Below are 17,976 nucleotides of genomic sequence, written 5' to 3'. Positions count from 1 at the left end.
GACACTATAGGTCTGCCGAGAACGATCCGACTAGCCTGGTGCTGAAGCCCCACTGAAAGCCGTGAAGGAGTCCCCACTATGACCGCACACCCCTCAGCGACCGTGGTCGATGCGCACCGACAGAAGCTGCGCGCAGCCGGATTCGAAGTCGCCGAACTCCTGCCCGCCGACATCCCCGACTACGTCGAGCTCGTGTCCTCGGCCTACCGCGGCGAAGGGTCGAAACAAGGGTGGACCACCGAGGCGGACCTGCTGGGCGGACAGCGGCTCGACGTTCCCATGGCCGAGGACATGCTCGCCGAGGCGGACTCCCAGATCCTGCTCGCCCGCGATGAGCAGGGGCGCGCGGTGGCCAGCGTCTACGTGCGCGAACCCGAGGACGGAGCGGCCTACCTCGGAGTGCTCGCCGTGTCTCCGCTGGGTCAGGGCAGAGGCGTGGGGTCTGCGCTCATCGGTCTCGCCGAGGCGTGGGTGGCCGAACACTGGGGCGCGACATCCATGCGGATGAGCGTGATCAACAAGCGTGACGAACTCATCGCCTACTACGAACGCCGCGGCTACGTGCGCACCGGAGAAGTCGAGCCCTTCCCCTATGGCGACGACCGCTTCGGGCAACCGAAGGTCGACGACCTCGAATTCGTGCTGCTGTCGAAGCCCTTGGGCTGAAGGTTACGACGCCGAAAGACGGGCTGGGCGTCGACGCACGCATGCGCACACGCGTTTGTCGGCACCCAGCCCGTTTTTCGATGAACTCCGGTCAGAACATCATGGCGGGCATGACGAGGCCGCCGACCAGAACGACCGGTCCGATGACGACCATCGACATGCCGAACTTCACGAGGATGCGGGTCAGTCGCGGCTTGTCCTCGACCGGGGCGGTCGCGACGACCGTGGCACCCAGCGTCGAGAACGGTGAGACGTCGACGACGGCCGAGCATACGCCCAGTGCCGCAATGAGCGCCCAGCCGGGTACCCCGCCGGCGGCGATGAGCGGCAGTGCCAGCGGCACGAGAGCGGCCAGGATGCCCGTCGTCGATGCGAACGCCGAGACCAGACCGCCGACGATGCAGAGGACGAAGGCGGCGATGAGCGGCGAACCGATCGACTCGGCGCCCTCTCCGAGCAGGTCGACGGCACCCATGTTCTGCAGCACTCCGACGAAGGTGATGATGCCGCCCACGAGCAGCACGGTCGGCCAGTCGATCTTCGGAATCGCGGCCTTGCCGGTCTTCGGGTCGACGAGCGCAAGGATCGCTCCGAACATGAAGCACAGCAGACCGATGTCCGGTTCCTGGCCGAGGGCCGCGAGCACGACCACGCTGCCGATGAGGCCGACCATGAAGATCACGGTGAGGATCTGCACGAAGGTGAAGGGCCTGGATTCTCCCGCCTCGTCGGTGGTGGAGGAGTCGAAGAGCGCTTCGTCCTCGTCGTCCTCACCGAAGGCGACGCTCGACGCCGAGGCGGAACCGCGGGAGATCTTCGACTGGGCACTCCCGACCGAAGCATGCTCGGCGGCCGACACTGTCGTCGTCGAGAACAGCGACCGACCGTACATGAAGTAGGCGACGACGAGCATGACGAGGTAGACGGCCACGGCGATGCCGAAGAGCAGGAACGGGGAGAGGTCGATTCCGGCATCGTGGGCGGTCGAGTACGTGACGATTCCGTAGAGGCTGGTCGGGGCGAAGCCGCCGGCGCCGATGGCGAAGCAGATCGCCAGGCCCATGAGTGCGTAGTCGACGCCGTACTTGCGGGCGACCTGCATGCCCACCGGCATCATCACCAGGCCGGCCAGCGGAGCACCCATGGCCGCAATGCAGCCCGTGATGACGAAGAACACCGCGGGCAGCAGCACCGCCGAGGATCCGACGCGTTCGAGGGCCCAGTCGATGATCTTGTCGACGGTCCCGTTCTCCTGCGCGATTGCGAAGAAATAGGTGACCCCGGCCAGGAGGATCATGATGTCCAAGGGGAACTCGGCGACGATGTCGTCGACGACCATATCGGTGAAGAGGAGCCCGGTTCCGGCCGCTCCGACGAGCATGAGCACGCCGATCTGCACCCCGCGGACCGCGCCGATGGCGAAGAGGGCGACGAATATGAGCAGAGCAATGATCTGAGTGAGCATGATGTCCTTGCGAAGGCTGAAGCGACACTGAGCATCGCTGGCTGATTCGCTGAGAGACTACCAGTGTTACCGGCGGGTACAGGTGAGGCGTGTCCGATCCGTCAGAAAGTCCCGATTATCGGAAATCCTCGCCGATGCGCCTCCAATTACTACCTGACGGCGGCCCAGCAACCTCGCGCGAGGTATCTGGGCCGCCGTCAGGTAGCAATTGGGCGGGGTCAGGTGAGGAGGAGGGCTCCGCCGAGGGCGATGAGGGCGACGATGATCGTGACCAGTGTGGCCAGCGCGATCGGCCGGGCGCCGAGGTTCTTCAGCGATCGCCACTGCACTCCACGACCGAGGGCGAACATCGCCATCGCCAGGCACACGGTCTGGACCCAGCTGAGTCCGGTGACCGCGAACTCCGGCAGCAGACCGAAGGTGCGCAGCGCCGCCATGACGAGGAAGCCGACGACGAAGAGCGGCACGATCGGCGGGCGCTTGCCCTGGGCCGGAGCCTTCTTCGTCGCGGTCGACACCGACCCCGGGGTCTGGGTATCCCGGTCGGCATTCCCTGCACCCGAGCCCGCACCTGCGGAGGTCTCGGCGGAACCGGCGGCCGCCTCGGTGACGGTGGAGTTCGCCATCGCCGTGTCCTCACTGCGGCGCACGGCATAGCTGAACACGGCGACGGTGGGCGCGAGCATGATGACGCGGGCGAGCTTGACGAGCACGGCGACCTCGAGGGCCGCGGGTCCGATGATCCCGCCGATCGCGACGACCTGCGCGACCTCGTGCGTGGCGGCTCCGCCCCACATTCCCGCGGTCTCCGGGGACAGGCCCAGAGCAGTCGAGAGCCCGGGGACGATCGCGATCATCAGGGTGCCGAAGAGGACGACGAGGCCGATCGCGGCGGCCACATCCTCCTTCTTCGACTTCAGCGTCGACTCGACTCCGGCGACGGCGGCGGCACCGCAGATGCCGAAGCCGCTGCCGATGAGCACTGCCAGCGGGCGGTCGACCTTGAGCGGCTTGGCCAGTGCCAGGGCGGAGAGGATGCCGGCGGCGACGATGACGGAGGCGAGGACGAGGACGAGCCAGCCGAGTTCGAGGATGTCACCGAGCACCACCTGCGCGCCGAGGGCGACGATGCCCAGGCGCAGCAGCGGCTTCGCGGCGAAGTTGAGTCCGGGCATGAACGCCTCGGACAGGTTGGGCACGAGATTGCCCAGGAGGATGCCGAGCACGATCGCCACGAGCAGCGGTGAGAGCACGGGGGCGAGCATGGAGATCGGCCACGCGACGGCCGTGGCCACAGCGGCGACGGCGAGTCCGGGTAAGAGGGAGACGAAGCGGTTCATGACTTCAGTCTGTCAACGCCTGCACGGTCGCAGTAGACGGTGATTTCTTCGCAACCCATATGGATCTGATATGTCATGATGAGCATATGCACGATCTCGGGAATATGAAGAACTGGCCCGAGCTCCAGGCTCTGGGGCTGCTGGTGGCCCTCAGTGGCAACGCCAGGTCGATCGGCCAGGCCGCAGCGAAACTCGATCTCGCCCAGCCGAATGCCTCCCGCAGCCTGCGCAACCTCGAACGCGATCTCAAGGTGCCGCTGCTGCGGCGCTCTCCGCGGGGCACCGAACTCACCGTCGAGGGCCGCGCCGTCGCCGAATGGGCGTCGAAGGTCATCGAAGCCTACGACACGCTCTACGCCGGGGCCCGCGCGATCCAGGAGGCCCGTGCCGGAACCGTCAAGGTCAGCGCCTCGCTGACGGTCGCCGAATACCTCATGCCCCACCACCTCACGACATTCCGCGCCGCACACCCGACAATCGACATCGGACTGTCGGTGGAGAACTCCGCGACCGTCATCGACCGGGTGCGCCGGCAGACCTGCGACCTCGGACTCATCGAATCCGTGTCCCTTCCGAAGGACCTCAACGCCGAGGTGGTCGGCCGTGACCGACTCATGATCGCCTGCGGCCCGGACTTCGCCCACGCCTGGACGAAGCCGATCACCGCCGAGGATCTGGCGCAGGTGCCGCTGCTCGTGCGTGAGATCGGCTCGGGCACCAGGGAGGCCATCGACGCGGCACTGCTCGGTGTGGGAGGAGTCCGCGTGGCGGGGGAGTACGGATCGAACTCTGCCCTGCGCATCGCCGCAGCCACCTCTGTGGCCCCGGCGGTCTTGTCGGAACTCGCTCTGCGCGATGACTTCCGGGCCGGACGTCTGGTGCCGCTGCCGGTGGCCGACGACGTCGATCTCACCCGCGAACTCCATGCAGTGTGGTCGGGCAGCAGACGGCCGTCACCCGGAGCGCAACTGCTGCTCGAGCACATGGTCGACAGCGTCGAGTAGAAGGTTCGGACGACCAGAGAATTCGGAACAGCGAGAAGCGGAGGAATCGGCACGCACCTCTGCGGACTCCCGAAACATTCTCGTCATGCGACTGCCGAATTCGTGTGATGGAGTGGGGCATATATTGGGGACATGACACAGCCTGAGCCCTCCACCTCATCCGCCGCTTCGTCCGAGCCCGCCGCTTCGTCGGATTTCGCCCCGGACACTCTCGTCGTCGAAACCGGACGCCCGCAGCGCGCCGACGGTGCCGCGGTGAACCCGCCGATCGATCTGTCCTCGACCTTCGTCAGCGCCGGCGACATCACCGCCTCGCCCTATGCCTATGCTCGCTTCGACACTCCCGCGTGGACGCCGTTCGAAGAGGCGCTCGGTCAGCTCGAACATGCGAGCCTGCCCGGGCTGGTCTTCGGCTCCGGCCTGGCGGCGATCTCGGCGGTGGTCAGCCTCGTGCCGCCGGCGGCACGCTGATCATCCCGACCCACAGCTATCAGGGGGCGCTCGCCTCCGCGGAGCAGATCGCTGGGCGTCAGAACTTCGACATCGTCACCGTCGACATCTCCGACACCGAGGCGGTCATCGCCGCCCTCGACGAAGCGGGGCACGCGACGCCGGGTCAGGTGGCAGCGGACGGGGCGGCCGCCTCGGCGAGTGCCGGCGAAGCCGGATCCCCGGGAATGCTGTGGATCGAATCGCCGACGAACCCGATGCTCGAGGTCGCCGACGTTCCCGCGCTGACCACCGCCGCCAAGGACCGCGGGTTCCTCGTCTCCGTCGACAACACCTTCGCCACCCCGCTGCTGCAGACGCCGCTCGATCTGGGCGCCGATATCGTCGTGCACTCGGTGACGAAATACCTGGCCGGGCACTCCGACGTCGTCCTCGGCGCGGTCGTCACCGGCAATGTCGGACTGCGCGAGGACCTGCATACGGAACGATCCATGCGCGGTGGCATCGCCGGACCCTTCGAGGTCTGGCTGGCCCTGCGTGGACTGCGCACCCTGGCCGTGCGCCTCGACCGCGCGCAGACCAACGCACACGCCATCGCCGAACGCCTGGCCGCCCACCCCACCGTCGTCGAAACCCGCTACCCGGGTCTGCCAGGTGATCCCGGCCATGCTCGTGCAGCCGCGCAGATGAACGGGTTCGGAGCGATCATCTCCTTCACCGTCGACTCCGCGGAGAAGGCCACCGCCATCGCCGAGGCGGTCCGACTGTGGACGCCGGCGACGTCCCTGGGCGGGGTGGAATCCCTCATCGAACGTCGCCGCCGGCACCCCGCGGAACCGGCGACCGTGCCCGAGGGGCTCATCCGTCTGAGCGTGGGCATCGAGAACCTCGAGGACCTGTGGGCCGACCTCGAGGCGGCCCTGGCCTGATGGGGCAGGCGCCCGATTACGTGCTCGACCGGCCCAGCACGGACGACCGTGATCAGTTCTTCACCATCGACTCCGACCCGCGGGTCTGGACGCACCTGCCCAGCGGGCGCCTGACCGATGGGGAAGACGCCGAAGCGATCCTCGTCCGATTGGTCTCACAGTGGGAGCTCGACGGAATCGGGCCGTGGATGGTCAGACGGGTTCCGGGTGGGGAGATCCTCGGCTATTGCGGCTACTCGCTGCGCGGAGTCGCAGGCCCCGGCGCCTCCCGCCGCACACCCGGAGCGTTCTGGAACCTCGGCTACCGGTTCCGACCCGAAGCACAGGGCCAGGGGCTGGCTACCGCGGTCTCGCGAGATGCGATCGCAGCCGCGGGTGCCGTGGACCCCGCACTGCCGGTGGTGGCGTATCTGCTCGAGGCCAACGCCGCCTCGGCCGTGGTCGCCCGCAGGCTCGGACTCGAGCTCGTCCACCGGGCACCCGATGCCGGCAACTCCGACCCGACTGCCGTGCGACTGGTCTTCGCCGATCGGGACCTCACCGCCGCCCAGCTCGAGGCAACGTTGGCCTGACGCTCGTCGCATTCTGCCGAAAAACGGGTCAAACGTCGAGGCACGCGGGTGCGCCCACGTTTCTCGACGCTCAACCCGTTCTTCGGTGAAGCAGCTTTGCCACAACCCGTTTCTCGACGCTGAGCACGTTTCTCGGCAGCGAGCAATCCGCCTCGCTTATGAGACGCAGATCAACTTAACGTACGTTAAAGTGGCGGTAGATGCTTCCGCACTCCTCCCCGACGGACGGAAGCAGTCGCCCCGAAAGCTACTCGGATCATCGGATTCGTACGAAGGAGTCGCATTGTCCACCAGTGTTCTCACCGAAGTCAGCGGCGATGTCACGACCGTGACCATCAATCGTCCGGAGAGCCTCAACGCGCTCAACGAGTCGACGTTCGAGACCATCGGCACGGCCGTCACCGAGGCGGCAGCGAACTCCCGAGCCCTCATCCTCACCGGCAATGAGCGGTCCTTCAGCTCCGGGGCGGATCTGCAGGGAGGGCTGGAACGACAAGACGGCATCGACCTCGACGGTGCGAATAGGATCATCGCCTCGATCCTCGACCTGCCTATCCCCACGATCGCGGCAGTGTCCGGACCGGCCGCCGGCATCGGCTGTTCGCTCGCGTTGGCCTGCGACTATCTGGTGATGAGCGAGAAGTCCTATCTCATGCTTCCCTTCACGAAGATCGGTCTCATGCCCGACGGTGGGTCGACTGCGCTGGTCGCAGCCTCGGCGGGGCGTCACCGGGCCCTGCGCATGGCGCTGACGGGAGAGAAGCTGCAGGCCGCCGATGCTCTCGACTGGGGGCTGGCCAGCGAAGTCGTTCCGGCCGGAAGCCACCTGGCACGGGCCGAGGAAGTCGCCGCGGTCTTCGCGCAGGGTCCGACTCGCGCCCTGACCGCCTCGAAGCGAGCGATCAATCGGGCCAGCCTGGCTGAAGTCGACTCGTCCTTCGGCCGCGAGGTCGAAGGCCAGGATGCGCTGCGGGCGAGCAAGGACTTCGCCGAGGGAGTCGCGGCCTTCCTCGAGAAGAGGGCACCCGGCTTCACCGGGGAATGATCGCGGGATGGCACGGACGGACCGGCTCATGACCGCCAGGCCACGGGCAGGTCCACCACCGCCCGACCGCGGACTGGTTCATAACTGTTTGACCACGAATCGATGCGACTGCATCCGCGCCACCTGCGGAGCTGATGTGATGGTGACGATCGCCCACCACGAAACCGGCGATCACGATACTTCTCCCGCCGCGGCCACAGCGGCGAGGAGGGACCGTAGCACGAACGAAGGAGTCTCATGCTGACAGGAATTCCGTCCACCCTGGGCGACAGCTACCAGCTCAACACCACCACCCTCATCCGGCACGCTGCCACCGTCTTCGGCGATGTCGAAGTCGTCTACCGCCGTTCGGACGGTTCCTGGGGTCGGTCGAACTACGCCGACGAGTTCAAGCGGATGGCTCAGCTCGCGCAGGGTCTCGCCGACCTCGGCATCGGCGCCGGCTCCATGGTCGGAGTCCTCGACTGGAACTCCCGCCGCCACCTCGAGCTCTACTTCGCTGTCCCCGGTGTGGCCGCGACCATGCTCCAGCTCAACCTGCGCCTGGCTCCCGAAGACCTCGCCTATGTCGTCAGCCACTCGAAGTCGGACTGGATCTTCGTCGACGAATCCCTGCTGCAGGTCGCCGAATCGCTGGCGCCGAAGCTCGACGTCAAGGGCTGGGTCGTCATGACCGACAAGCCGATCGCGGAGATCGAGACGAGCCTGACCAACGTCGTGTCCTTCGAAGACCTCATCGCCGACAAATCCGAGACCTTCGACTGGCCCGTCGTCGACGAGAAGACCGCCGCCTACGCCGGATACACCACCGGCACCACCGGCCGACCCAAGGGCGTGTACTACTCGCACCGCTCGATCTACCTGCACACCATGGGCGGTCTTGCCGCACTGCACGCGAACTTCGACGACTGCGTCATGCCCATCACCCCGATGTTCCATGTGCTGTCGTGGGGCTTCCCGCAGAACGCTGTGGCCGCCGGTGCCAAAATCGTCCTGCCGGGCAAGTTCGCCGCCGAGGAGTTCGGCGCCATCGCCCAGGCCTTCGTCGAGGAGAAGGTCACATTGGCCAACGGCGCCCCTGCCATCTTCGGGCCGATGCTGCAGATGATGAAGAAGATGCCGCAGGCTCCGGATCTCTCCGGCGTCCGGTTGGTCTCCGGATCCTCGGAGCCGCCGCTGTCGATGATGCGCGGGTTCAAGGAGCTCACCGGGGCCGACGTCATCCACGGCTACGGGGCCACCGAAACCACCCCGCTGGCGACGACGAACTGGAAGATCCGACCCGGTCTCGACCTCGACGCGGAAGAGAAGTGGGATCTCAAGCGCTCACAGGGTCTGCCCATCATCGGTGTCGAACTGAAGACCGTCGATCCGGAGGGCAATGAGCTTCCGCGCGACGGAAAGTCCATGGGCGAGCTGGTCATGCGTGGCCCGTGGATCACCGAATCCTACTTCCAGCTGCCCGACAACGCCGACCGGTTCCTCGACGGCTGGTGGCGGTCGGGTGACGTCGGCACCATCGACGAACACGGCTACCTCAAGATCACCGACCGGCTCAAGGACGTCATCAAGTCCGGAGGCGAGTGGATCTCGTCGATCGACATGGAGAACGCGATCCTCGACAACCCCGACGTCAGCGAGGCCGCCGTCATCGGCGTCCCCGACGAAAAATGGGATGAGCGGCCCGTCGCCTACGTCGTCGCCAACCCCGGCGCCGAGGTGACCCGTGAGTCGATCGTCGAGACCCTGAGTTCTCGTTTCGCCAAGTGGCAGATGCCCGATGAGGTCAAGGTCGTCGACGAGATGCCGCGCACCTCGGTGGGCAAGCTCGACAAGAAGCGACTGCGCAAGGACTGGGAAGAGTCCTGATCTCGGTTATCGAGACCGCATGAACCGGCAGGTGTCCTGACTACGGTCATCGCTGCCACGTGAACCGTCCGGTTCACAGCAGCAGCCAGCCGAGCAGCCCGGCGCCGATGACCGTCGCCCACGCCGGGACCTTCCACATGGTCCCGGCGATGAAGGCGGCGACGGCCAGCGCCAGGGTCGCAGGCGAGGTGATCCCCTCGACGAAGACGGGGTCGTAGAGCGCGGCCCCCAACAGCCCTACGACGGCGGCATTGACTCCGGTCAGTGCCGCCGTCGCCGGTTCCCAGGAGCGCAGCCGTTCCCAGAACGGCAGGATCCCGATCACCAGCAGACCGGCGGGAAGGAAGATCGCGAGCAGTGCGATGCCGGCGCCGAGGATGCCGCTGGGTCCCGTCGTCATCGACGCTCCGAGGAACGCCGCGAAGGTGAACAGCGGACCGGGCACGGCCTGAGCGGCACCGTAGCCGGCGAGGAACGTGTCGTGGTCGACGAGCCCTGTGGGCACGAGCTCGGCCTCGAGCAGCGGCAGGACGACATGACCGCCGCCGAAGACCAGCGCCCCGGCCCGATAGAAGATGTCGATGAGACGAATCGTCGCGTCCCCGGTCACTGCGGTGAGCGCGGGCAGTCCGACGAGCAGCGCGACGAAGGCGATGAGGGCGGAGATGCCAAGTCGCCTGGCGCCACGCGAGGCAACGCGAGTCTCGGCGGGGGTTTCCCGATTCTTCGCCCCTCTGTGGGGCCGTTTCAGCCAGACCAGACCGAGCACTCCGCCGAGGACGATCGCGGCGACCTGGACGAGCGCCGTCGGCACGATCGAGTTCGGGATGACGAGCATGAGGACGATGGCGAGACCGGCGATGCTCGCGCGCCGGGCATCCGGGGTCAGCGATTTCGCCATCGACTGCACGGCACCGGCGACGACGGCCACCGCGGCGGCCTTGAGTCCGAGCAGCCATCCGGCATCGCCGAGCTCGCCGAAGGCCGAGAGCCCGAGCGCGAAGAGGGTGAGCAGAATCGCCGACGGCAGAGTGAAGGTCACCCACGCGGCGGCGAGCCCAGGCAGACCTGCTCGGCGCAGCCCGAGTCCCATGCCGACCTGACTCGACGCGGGGCCGGGCAACATCTGGCACAGGGCCACGAGGTCGGCGTATTCGCGGTCGTCCAGCCAGGAGCGGCGGCCGACGAAGGTCTCGCGGAAGTACCCGAGGTGGGCGACGGGGCCGCCGAACGACGTCAGGCCCAGGCGAAGGAACGATCCGGCCACCTCGGCGGTGCGGGCAGGTGCAGTGGTCATCGGATCAGTGAACACGAATCAGGTGACGCAGAGGTGAACGGGCCTCAGGGGTGGTGGAGGAGATAGGTGCCGCCCTTGAGGCAGGTGTCGACGACCCAACCGTCGCCGACGAGGCCGGTCAGCGCGGTGCGCAGCGCCAGTCGCCAGCGGCTGGCGAGGTCGGCATCCTGGCCGCGCAGGTCCTCGATGTCGGAGGGGAAGTCGAGTGAGACGAATTCGGTCTCCTTCGGCACTTCGCTCAGCAGCGGCTCGCCGTCATCATCGGCGCGCAGGCAGGGGAAGGCCGATCCGGGATCGACGACCGAGGCCCGTGCCGGACGGTCGAGCGGCCAGGACACCATCATCCGGTCGCTGGCCTGGCCGGAGTTCACTCCGTCGCGCATCTGACCGTAGAAGTCCTCGAGGTATTCGACCATGCCGACGCCCAGGCGTTGGAAGTTGAAGTACGCGTTGCGTGCGATGAGGGGGTCGAAGGTCCAGGTCATCTCGGTGATGCCGAGGTTGAGGCACCACAGGCGCTGGTGCAGCTTCATCGCGGATCCGGCGCCGCGGCCGATGATCTGGTGGCGGACGCCGGCGATATGCGAGTGCATGACCGTGCCCAGAGGCTGGCCGAAGAAGCCGATGGTCACACCGATCATCTCGTCGGGTTCGTCGACGCTGTACGCGGCCGAGACATAGTTGCCGGCGTGGGCGAAGGCGATGATGAGGCTGGGTTCGAACACGTTCGTGCCGGTCTCGTCGACGTTCCAGACTTCGTCGAGCAGCATCGAGGCCCTGGCCGCCTCGTCGGCGGTGTGGATCTCGCGCACGTCGATGCGCGCGGTCTCCGCAGCGGCGGCGTATTCGTCCTCCGCCAGGGCGAGGATCTCCGAGTCCACTGTTCTCAGTTCTGGGTTCGCGCTCATGGTGACATTGTGCCACCCGATCCCGGCCACGGCGGGAGGTCCAGGGCAACGATTCGACTACGGCGAACGGGCCAGTGCATGCCGAGATACGGCCGACACGCGCGTGAGTGAACGTCCCCGCACGCTTGAGTGAACTCCGCCGCCGGCCGGGATGGGCCGGGTATAGCCTGGACGCATGAGCTCAACAGTCGCCGTCATCGGCGCCGGAACCATCGGCCGGTCGTTCGCCTATCTCTTCGCCCGCAGCGGGTACACGGTGCGGGTCTTCGACCCGCGTTCCGACCTCGCCGAAGTGGTCGCCGAGCTCCAGGCCGACGTCACCGCCGACGCTTCCGCCCGGAATGAGCTGGCCTCGCAGGTCGGCACCGTCGAAATCGCCGAGACCGTCGAGGCCGCCGTCGCCGGTGTAGTCTTCGTCCAGGAATCCGGTCCCGAGGATCCCGAATCGAAGCCGGTGCTGTTCTCCCAGATCGCCGAGGCGGCTCCAACCGAGACCGTGTTCGCAACCTCATCGTCGACGATCCCGGCCTCATCGATCGCGCCGCGCTGCCGGAGTCCGAGGCCTCCCGCGTCATCGTCGGCCATCCATTCAATCCACCGCATCTCATGCCGCTCGTCGAAGTCGTGCCATCACCGCAGACCTCTACCGAGACCGTGGACGCCACGGTCGAGTTCTACCGCAGCTGCGGCCGCGAACCGGTGGTGCTGGGACGTGAGATCCGCGGGTTCGTCGGAAATCGGCTGCAGAATGCGCTGATGAAAGAAGCGATCTCGCTCGTGCAGAACGGAGTCGTCGCCGCCGCAGACCTCGACACCGTGATGAAGAATTCGCTGGGTCTGCGATGGTCGGCCGTCGGTCAGTTCGAAGGCATGCACTTCGGCGGGGGAGAGGCCGGGATCCGCGGGTTCATGGACCATATCGGCCCGGCCTTCGCCGCCATCGAGGATCTGCCCGTCGACGTCGACCCCGCAGGCATGGAAGACGTCTTCGAGCAGGTCGAAGAAGCCTATGGCCCGACGCCGACTCCGCAGGCCGCCGCCGCCCGCGATCGGATCCAGAAGGCGGTGCTCGACGCCCGCGGCCAGGGCCGCTGAACCGTCAGTCCTTGGATCGCCGGTCCGCTGAGGCTCAACAGCGGGGTCTCAGCCGCTGAACCGTCGGCCCGCTGAATTTCGGCCGCCGAGGACTCATCCGCCTAGGCTCAGACCGCTGCTTGGTAGAAGTACGTGGTGCGTTCGGCGATGAGACCCTCGGTGTCGAAGAGGAAGAAATCCGCGAATCCCACCGAGGTCTCCGAGCCGTCCTTGAGGCGGCCGCTGAAGACTCCGCGACTGGATGCGCGGTCGCCGTCGACGATGATCTCCTGCAGCGAATGCGCACCGGAATCGATGACGCGTTCGCCGTGGTAGAAGTCGGTGATCTGCTGGCCGACCATCGTCGGATAGCCGGGCCGATCATAGCTGGCGTCGGCGGCGAACAGCGCCGAGGTGGCGCCCGCATCTCCGGCATCGACGGTGGAGTAGTAGCGCTTCACGAGTTCAGTCACACTGGGCATGGCACTACCGTAACAGTGACCCATGACATAGTCCGGCCCGGCCTCGGCGGATCGATCCGGACCCCTCGGGCCACCGAGCTTCTCGTCGACCTCGATCGTCACCTGATTTCGCATATCCATCCTGCATCGGGTTAGTATCGACCTGCTAATGATAACGAGTCTCACTAACTAGAGAGTGCGAATGATGAAACGACACCACACGATGCTCGGATCGGCGGTGGTCGCCTCGGCGCTGCTGCTCACCGGATGCCAGGCAGGCGACGACGCCACCGACTACGACGCGGTCGGCAAGGACGAGAAGACCGCGGGCGCCGCAGACGGCAAGGACGACAAAGGGCACGCCCAGGAGCTCGCCGGTGCCCAGCCGCGGATCGTGACTACCTACGACGGAGGGATCCTCACCCTCGACGCGACGACGCTCGAGGTCATCGACGACACCAAGATTAAGGGCTTCAACCGCCTCAACCCCGTCGGCGACGGCCGCCACCTCATGGTCTCCGTCGCCGAAGGCTTCCGCCTCTTCGACGCCGGAGTCTGGACCCAGCCGCACGGCGACCACACCCACAGCTACGCCGCCGACCCGCAGCTCACCGACACCGTCTTCGACACCGAACTGCCCGGACACGTCGTCAACCACGGCGAGGCCACCGTGCTCTTCGGCGACGGCGACGGCAAGATCCAGACCTTCGACACCGAGGACTTCTCCGACGGCGCCCCGAAGCCCCAGGTAACCGAGGTCGACGAACCCCACCACGGTGTCGCCGTGAAACTCGCCGATGGTTCGATGCTGCACACCGTCGGAGCCGAGGACGAACGCTCGGGTGCGAAGGTCGTCGACAGCTCCGGCAAAGAGATCGCAAGCAGCGACGAGTGCCCCGGAGTCCACGGCGAAGCCGCTGCGAAGGACGAGGTCATCGCGCTCGGCTGCGAGAACGGAATCCTTCTGTACAAGGACGGGAAGTTCGAGAAGATCGACGCTCCCGACTCCTTCGGTCGCATCGGCAACCAGTCCGGCAGCGACGAATCGCAGTACATCCTCGGCGACTACAAGGTCGACGAAGACGCCGAACTCGAACGCCCCGAACGGGTGAGCGTCACCGACACGAAGTCGGGCAAGCTCTCGCTCGTCGACCTCGACGCCTCCTACAGCTTCCGATCCCTGGGCCGCGGACCCGACGGGGAGGGCGTCGTCCTGACCACGGACGGGAACCTCAAAATCATCGACCCCGCCACCGCCTCGGTGACGGAGGAATACCCGGTCATCGACGAATGGGAAGAACCCGTCGAATGGCAGAAGGCCCGCCCGACGCTCTTCGTCCAGGACGAAGTCGCCTATGTCAGCGATCCGGGAGAGAAGAAGATCCACATCGTCGATCTCGAATCCGGTGAGGTGATGGCCGAGGAAACGCTGCCGCACGCACCGAACGAACTCACCGGCGTCACCGGCTGAGGACCCTCGGCAGACGCTGACAGCGACGCGAAACCGGACTGGACCCGACCCGGCGGTGCCCGTGAACGCACCGCCGGACCGGGCCGTCCGCCTCGGGGTCGGCTGGGAATCCGCCCAGGAAACAAGACCACCGTTGCCCACGCCGGAGTTCGGCCTTAGCGTGGGGGATGGACCTGCGGTCCCACCACCGGTGGCCGCGCAACCCCGTCGAAGTGAAAGAGGACAGCCATGACCACCATGTATCGCGTGACCGACCCGGCGACCGGCCAAGTCGCCGAAGAATTCCCCACCGCCACCGATGCCGAGATCCTCGCGGCCCTCGATCGTTCGTCGACGACATTCGACGAGTGGAGCCGGACCACGGTGGCCGAGCGCGCTGCGCTGCTGACCCGCGTGTCCGAGATCTACGCCGAACGTGCCGAAGAGCTCGCCGAGGTCATCAGGGTCGAAATGGGCAAGTCCGTGCCCGAAGGCAAGGGCGAAGTCCAGCTGAGCTCGATGATCTACAGGTACTTCGCCGACAACGCCGAGGCCTTCATGGCCGACGAACCTCTGCGCGGACCCAAGGACGCGACCGCCATGATCCGCCGCAAGCCCGTCGGCTCGCTGCTGGGCATCATGCCCTGGAACTTCCCCTACTACCAGGTCGCCCGTTTCGCCGCCCCGAACCTGGCCCTGGGCAACACGATCCTGCTCAAGCACGCTCCGCAGTGCCCCCGCTCGGCTCAGATCATGGAAGAGATCTTCATCGAGGCAGGTCTGCCGCGGCGCCTACATCAACATCTACGCCAGCAACGAGCAGGTCGCCGACATCATCCTGCCCGACCCGCGCAACCACGGTGTGTCCCTGACCGGATCCGAGCGTGCCGGTGCCGCCGTCGCTGCCGAAGCCGGAAAGAACCTCAAGAAGGTCGTGCTCGAGCTCGGCGGATCCGACCCCTATATTCTGCTCGACACGGACGACGTCCAGAAGTCCGCAAAGACGTTCTTCGACACCCGCATGGGCAACACCGGCCAGGCCTGCAACTCGCCCAAGCGGATGATCGTCATGGACGACATCTATGACGACTTCGTCTCCTCCATCACCGAGGCGGCCAAGAAGAACACCCCCGCCGTGCCCGGCGAGGAAGGCTCCCGCCTGTCCCCGCTGTCGTCGGTGGCCGCCGCCGATCGCTTCGTCGAACAGGTCCAGGACACCGTCAGCGAGGGCGCGACCCTGCTGGCCGGGGGTAAGAAGTACGACGTTGGCGGAGCCTACGTCGAACCCGTCGTCCTCACCGATGTGCAGAAGGGCATGCGCGGATACTACGAAGAGCTCTTCGGGCCCGCCGTCATCGTCTACAAGGTCAGCAGCGAAGAAGAAGCCGTTGAGCTCGCCAACGACACCCCCTTCGGTCTGGGCGCCGCCGTGTTCTCCACCGATATCGCCCGGGCCGAACGCGTCGGAGACCAGATCGATTCCGGAATGGTCTTCCTCAACGCTCCCGAAGGAAGCCGCGAATACCTGCCCTTCGGCGGAGTCAAGCGCTCCGGCGTCGGCCGGGAACTCGGGCCGCTGGCGATGGACGAATTCGTCAACAAGCAGCTCGTGTACAAACAGAGCTGATCGGTCAGAACTGATCGGTGCGCTCGGGACCCGAGAGCGCGGGTTCCGATCGTGACAGGGTTGTGATCGCCGTCAGGGCGCTGTTTCCTACCAGGGGGCAGCGCCCTGATTGTATGCTGAGACCACACACAGCTATTTCTCATACTTCTCAGCGGGAGGTCTTCCCATGTCGGCACCGAAGCCGTCAACCCAGGTCAACGCCGCAGCCTCAAAAGGGATCATGCGGCCGGTCAACCGATTCCTCGAACAGTGGATCCCCTCGGCCCTGACCTTCGCCATCGTCCTCACCCTCATCGTCGCGGTCCTCGCATTCATCTTCACCGATGCCGGCCCGACTGACGTCGTCACCGGCTGGGGTGAGGGACTGGCCGGTCTGCTCGAGTTCATGACGCAGATGTGTCTGATCCTCCTGCTCGGACACATCCTCGCCAACACCGGACCCGTGCGGAAGCTGCTCGCCTGGCTCGCCCGCGTTCCTGGCAACGCCACCTTCGCCTACGTCTTCGTCTTCCTCGTCGCCGCCCTCGCCAGCCTCATCACGTGGGGGCTCGGCCTCGTCGTCGGCGCACTGCTGGCCCGGGAGATCGCCGTGCAGTCACGTGAGCGCGGTATCAAGGTGCACTTCCCGCTGCTCGTCGCCGCCGGCTACTCCGGGTTCGTCGTCTGGCATATGGGCTATTCGGGATCGGGCCCGCTGACCGCCGCCACTCCGGACTCCTTCCTCTCCGAATCCCTCGGCGGGAAGACGGTTCCCGTGTCGGAGACCATCTTCGCCGGTTGGAACCTGCTGGCCATCCTCGGCGTCATCATCGTCTGTGGGCTCCTCTTCTTCCTCGTCGCTCCGAGGGCCGGCGCCCCCGTCTACGAACTCCCTGCCTCGGTGAGCTCGGAGAAACAGTCGCAGGTCGACGAAGAGGTCGTCACCCCGGCCGACCGCATCGACGCCTCACGGGTGCTCACCCTGGTCGTCGGTCTCGCGCTCGTCGCCTACCTCGTCATCCACTTCGCCCAGGGCGGGGGACTGACCCTCGACATCGTCAACTGGTCGTTCCTCGCGCTCATCCTCCTGCTCGTGCGCAACCCGTTCGAGCTCATCCATCTGACGAAGGAGGCGGCGTCGAACGTCGGCGAGATCCTCCTGCAGTTCCCGCTCTACGCCGGAATCCTGGGCATCATGTCCTCGACCGGACTCATCGCAGTGTTCTCCGACGCCATCGTCTCGATCGCGAACCCGGCCTCGTTCGGGGTTCTCGCCCTGCTCTCGGCCGGACTCGTGAACTTCTTCGTCCCCTCCGGCGGCGGCCAGTTCGCGGTCCAGGGACCGATCATGCTCGATGCGGCCAACCAGCTCGGCGTCGACCCGTCGATTGCGATCATGGCCGTGTCTTACGGCGACCAGTGGACGAACATGCTCCAGCCCTTCTGGGCGCTGCCGGTGCTGGCGATCGCCGGGCTGAAGATGCGCGACATCCTCGGCTACACCGTCATCACGTTCCTCGGCTCCGGGGTGGTGATGGCTGCCGCGCTGCTCTTCGTCTCACTTTGAGACTCGATTCACTCTGAAGCTCGATTTACTCCGAGCCTCGATGAATGTCCCGCCGAGGTGGGCGGAGCGGAACCGACGCTGCCATGGTCGGTGAAGCCCCACCTCGGCGAGGGTGAGTCGCTGATCTGAAGATTCGCTTGGCATAAAGTGACCTTAAGTGTCTATGTGGTAACCTCCGTTGTTGGCCGTCCCCGTGGAACCGGGGATGCGGCGATGACGGAGAATCTTGAAGCAACAGCCGTTGATTATGCTCGGTTGAGCACTCTGCTCGAC

Annotated in this window: 13 protein-coding genes and 4 pseudogenes; 12 read left to right on the top strand and 5 right to left on the bottom strand. The window is 66.2% G+C overall.

Features of this window, described 5'->3' with window-relative positions; all coding sequences use genetic code 11:
* The first annotated feature begins 78 nt into the window (after positions 1–78).
* Positions 79–666 carry a GNAT family N-acetyltransferase gene (locus AC2W7L_RS02750; RefSeq protein ID WP_486003169.1) on the top strand — a complete coding sequence of 196 codons (588 nt, stop codon included), beginning with the start codon at positions 79–81 and terminating at the stop codon, positions 664–666.
* Between the two features lie 91 nt (positions 667–757).
* Here AC2W7L_RS02750 and AC2W7L_RS02745 read toward each other — a convergent pair whose 3' ends face one another.
* Together AC2W7L_RS02745 and AC2W7L_RS02740 are read right to left on the bottom strand one after the other, a co-directional pair.
* Positions 758–2,131: an SLC13 family permease gene (locus AC2W7L_RS02745; protein WP_486003168.1), complete on the bottom strand. Its 1,374-nt coding sequence runs from the start codon at positions 2,129–2,131 to the stop codon at positions 758–760.
* Positions 2,132–2,349: 218 nt separating this feature from the next.
* The gene (locus tag AC2W7L_RS02740; protein ID WP_486003167.1) at positions 2,350–3,471 is read right to left on the bottom strand and encodes a YeiH family protein; all 1,122 of its coding nucleotides are present in this window, start codon (positions 3,469–3,471) and stop codon (positions 2,350–2,352) included.
* 86 nt (positions 3,472–3,557) lie between these two features.
* Between AC2W7L_RS02740 and AC2W7L_RS02735 the strand changes: the two genes are divergently transcribed.
* From AC2W7L_RS02735 to AC2W7L_RS02715, 5 genes and pseudogenes are all read left to right on the top strand, one after another.
* Entirely contained in the window at positions 3,558–4,475 is a 918-nt protein-coding gene (locus AC2W7L_RS02735) for a LysR family transcriptional regulator (protein ID WP_486003166.1), read from the top strand.
* Positions 4,476–4,607: 132 nt separating this feature from the next.
* Positions 4,608–5,854: pseudogene (locus AC2W7L_RS02730) on the top strand (trans-sulfuration enzyme family protein).
* Entirely contained in the window at positions 5,854–6,426 is a 573-nt protein-coding gene (locus AC2W7L_RS02725; protein WP_486003165.1) for a GNAT family N-acetyltransferase, read from the top strand. The pseudogene AC2W7L_RS02730 and the gene AC2W7L_RS02725 overlap by 1 nt, the downstream one beginning before the upstream one ends.
* A 283-nt stretch (positions 6,427–6,709) precedes the next feature.
* A complete protein-coding gene (locus tag AC2W7L_RS02720; protein WP_486003164.1) occupies positions 6,710–7,471 on the top strand; it encodes an enoyl-CoA hydratase in 762 nt (253 codons plus the stop codon).
* 237 nt (positions 7,472–7,708) lie between these two features.
* The gene (locus tag AC2W7L_RS02715) at positions 7,709–9,340 is read left to right on the top strand and encodes a long-chain-fatty-acid--CoA ligase (protein ID WP_486003163.1); all 1,632 of its coding nucleotides are present in this window, start codon (positions 7,709–7,711) and stop codon (positions 9,338–9,340) included.
* A 73-nt stretch (positions 9,341–9,413) separates the two neighbouring features.
* On the opposite strand, the gene chrA is transcribed toward AC2W7L_RS02715, so the two are convergent.
* Complete coding sequence (chrA, locus tag AC2W7L_RS02710; protein ID WP_486003162.1) at positions 9,414–10,637, bottom strand: chromate efflux transporter; 1,224 nt, start codon at positions 10,635–10,637, stop codon at positions 9,414–9,416.
* Between the two features lie 44 nt (positions 10,638–10,681).
* Entirely contained in the window at positions 10,682–11,545 is an 864-nt protein-coding gene (locus AC2W7L_RS02705; RefSeq protein WP_052239896.1) for a hypothetical protein, read from the bottom strand.
* Between the two features lie 175 nt (positions 11,546–11,720).
* Between AC2W7L_RS02705 and AC2W7L_RS02700 the strand changes: the two are divergent.
* From AC2W7L_RS02700 to AC2W7L_RS02690, 3 genes and pseudogenes are all read left to right on the top strand, one after another.
* Positions 11,721–12,044 (top strand): annotated as a pseudogene (locus AC2W7L_RS02700) (3-hydroxyacyl-CoA dehydrogenase NAD-binding domain-containing protein); the annotation flags it as partial.
* A 107-nt stretch (positions 12,045–12,151) separates the two neighbouring features.
* Positions 12,152–12,199 (top strand): annotated as a pseudogene (locus tag AC2W7L_RS02695) (hypothetical protein); the annotation flags it as partial.
* 102 nt (positions 12,200–12,301) lie between these two features.
* Positions 12,302–12,640 carry a 3-hydroxyacyl-CoA dehydrogenase family protein gene (locus AC2W7L_RS02690; protein WP_486003192.1) on the top strand — a complete coding sequence of 113 codons (339 nt, stop codon included), beginning with the start codon at positions 12,302–12,304 and terminating at the stop codon, positions 12,638–12,640.
* 107 nt (positions 12,641–12,747) lie between these two features.
* Here AC2W7L_RS02690 and AC2W7L_RS02685 read toward each other — a convergent pair whose 3' ends face one another.
* Positions 12,748–13,101 (bottom strand): nuclear transport factor 2 family protein, encoded by a 354-nt coding sequence (locus AC2W7L_RS02685; protein ID WP_062241413.1) that lies wholly within the window; start codon positions 13,099–13,101, stop codon positions 12,748–12,750.
* A 181-nt stretch (positions 13,102–13,282) separates the two neighbouring features.
* Here AC2W7L_RS02685 and aztD point away from each other — a divergent pair, with 181 nt between their 5' ends.
* The 3 genes and pseudogenes from aztD (at position 13,283) to AC2W7L_RS02670 (ending at position 17,703) form a co-directional block, all read left to right on the top strand.
* Complete coding sequence (gene aztD / locus AC2W7L_RS02680) at positions 13,283–14,551, top strand: zinc metallochaperone AztD (protein WP_486003161.1); 1,269 nt, start codon at positions 13,283–13,285, stop codon at positions 14,549–14,551.
* A gap of 228 nt (positions 14,552–14,779) precedes the next feature.
* A pseudogene (locus AC2W7L_RS02675) lies at positions 14,780–16,157 on the top strand (NAD-dependent succinate-semialdehyde dehydrogenase).
* A gap of 166 nt (positions 16,158–16,323) precedes the next feature.
* The gene (locus AC2W7L_RS02670) at positions 16,324–17,703 is read left to right on the top strand and encodes a short-chain fatty acid transporter (RefSeq protein WP_486003160.1); all 1,380 of its coding nucleotides are present in this window, start codon (positions 16,324–16,326) and stop codon (positions 17,701–17,703) included.
* Positions 17,704–17,976: the final 273 nt, after the last annotated feature.

The organism is Brevibacterium sp. LAARM3_SD1, assembly GCF_057364765.1.
This window is presented reverse-complemented; position numbering and strand designations above follow the sequence as displayed.

Excerpts from the sequence above, each read along its gene's own strand:
- AC2W7L_RS02670 (WP_486003160.1), top strand. The coding sequence starts at position 16,324 with ATGTCGGCACCGAAGCCGTCAACCCAGGTCAACGCCGCAGCCTCAAAA.
- AC2W7L_RS02705 (WP_052239896.1), bottom strand. The coding sequence starts at position 11,545 with ATGAGCGCGAACCCAGAACTGAGAACAGTGGACTCGGAGATCCTCGCC.
- aztD (WP_486003161.1), top strand. The coding sequence starts at position 13,283 with ATGATGAAACGACACCACACGATGCTCGGATCGGCGGTGGTCGCCTCG.
- AC2W7L_RS02725 (WP_486003165.1), top strand. The coding sequence starts at position 5,854 with ATGGGGCAGGCGCCCGATTACGTGCTCGACCGGCCCAGCACGGACGAC.
- AC2W7L_RS02690 (WP_486003192.1), top strand. The coding sequence starts at position 12,302 with ATGAAAGAAGCGATCTCGCTCGTGCAGAACGGAGTCGTCGCCGCCGCA.
- AC2W7L_RS02745 (WP_486003168.1), bottom strand. The coding sequence starts at position 2,131 with ATGCTCACTCAGATCATTGCTCTGCTCATATTCGTCGCCCTCTTCGCC.
- chrA (WP_486003162.1), bottom strand. The coding sequence starts at position 10,637 with ATGACCACTGCACCTGCCCGCACCGCCGAGGTGGCCGGATCGTTCCTT.
- AC2W7L_RS02715 (WP_486003163.1), top strand. The coding sequence starts at position 7,709 with ATGCTGACAGGAATTCCGTCCACCCTGGGCGACAGCTACCAGCTCAAC.
- AC2W7L_RS02750 (WP_486003169.1), top strand. The coding sequence starts at position 79 with ATGACCGCACACCCCTCAGCGACCGTGGTCGATGCGCACCGACAGAAG.
- AC2W7L_RS02735 (WP_486003166.1), top strand. The coding sequence starts at position 3,558 with ATGCACGATCTCGGGAATATGAAGAACTGGCCCGAGCTCCAGGCTCTG.
- AC2W7L_RS02685 (WP_062241413.1), bottom strand. The coding sequence starts at position 13,101 with ATGCCCAGTGTGACTGAACTCGTGAAGCGCTACTACTCCACCGTCGAT.
- AC2W7L_RS02740 (WP_486003167.1), bottom strand. The coding sequence starts at position 3,471 with ATGAACCGCTTCGTCTCCCTCTTACCCGGACTCGCCGTCGCCGCTGTG.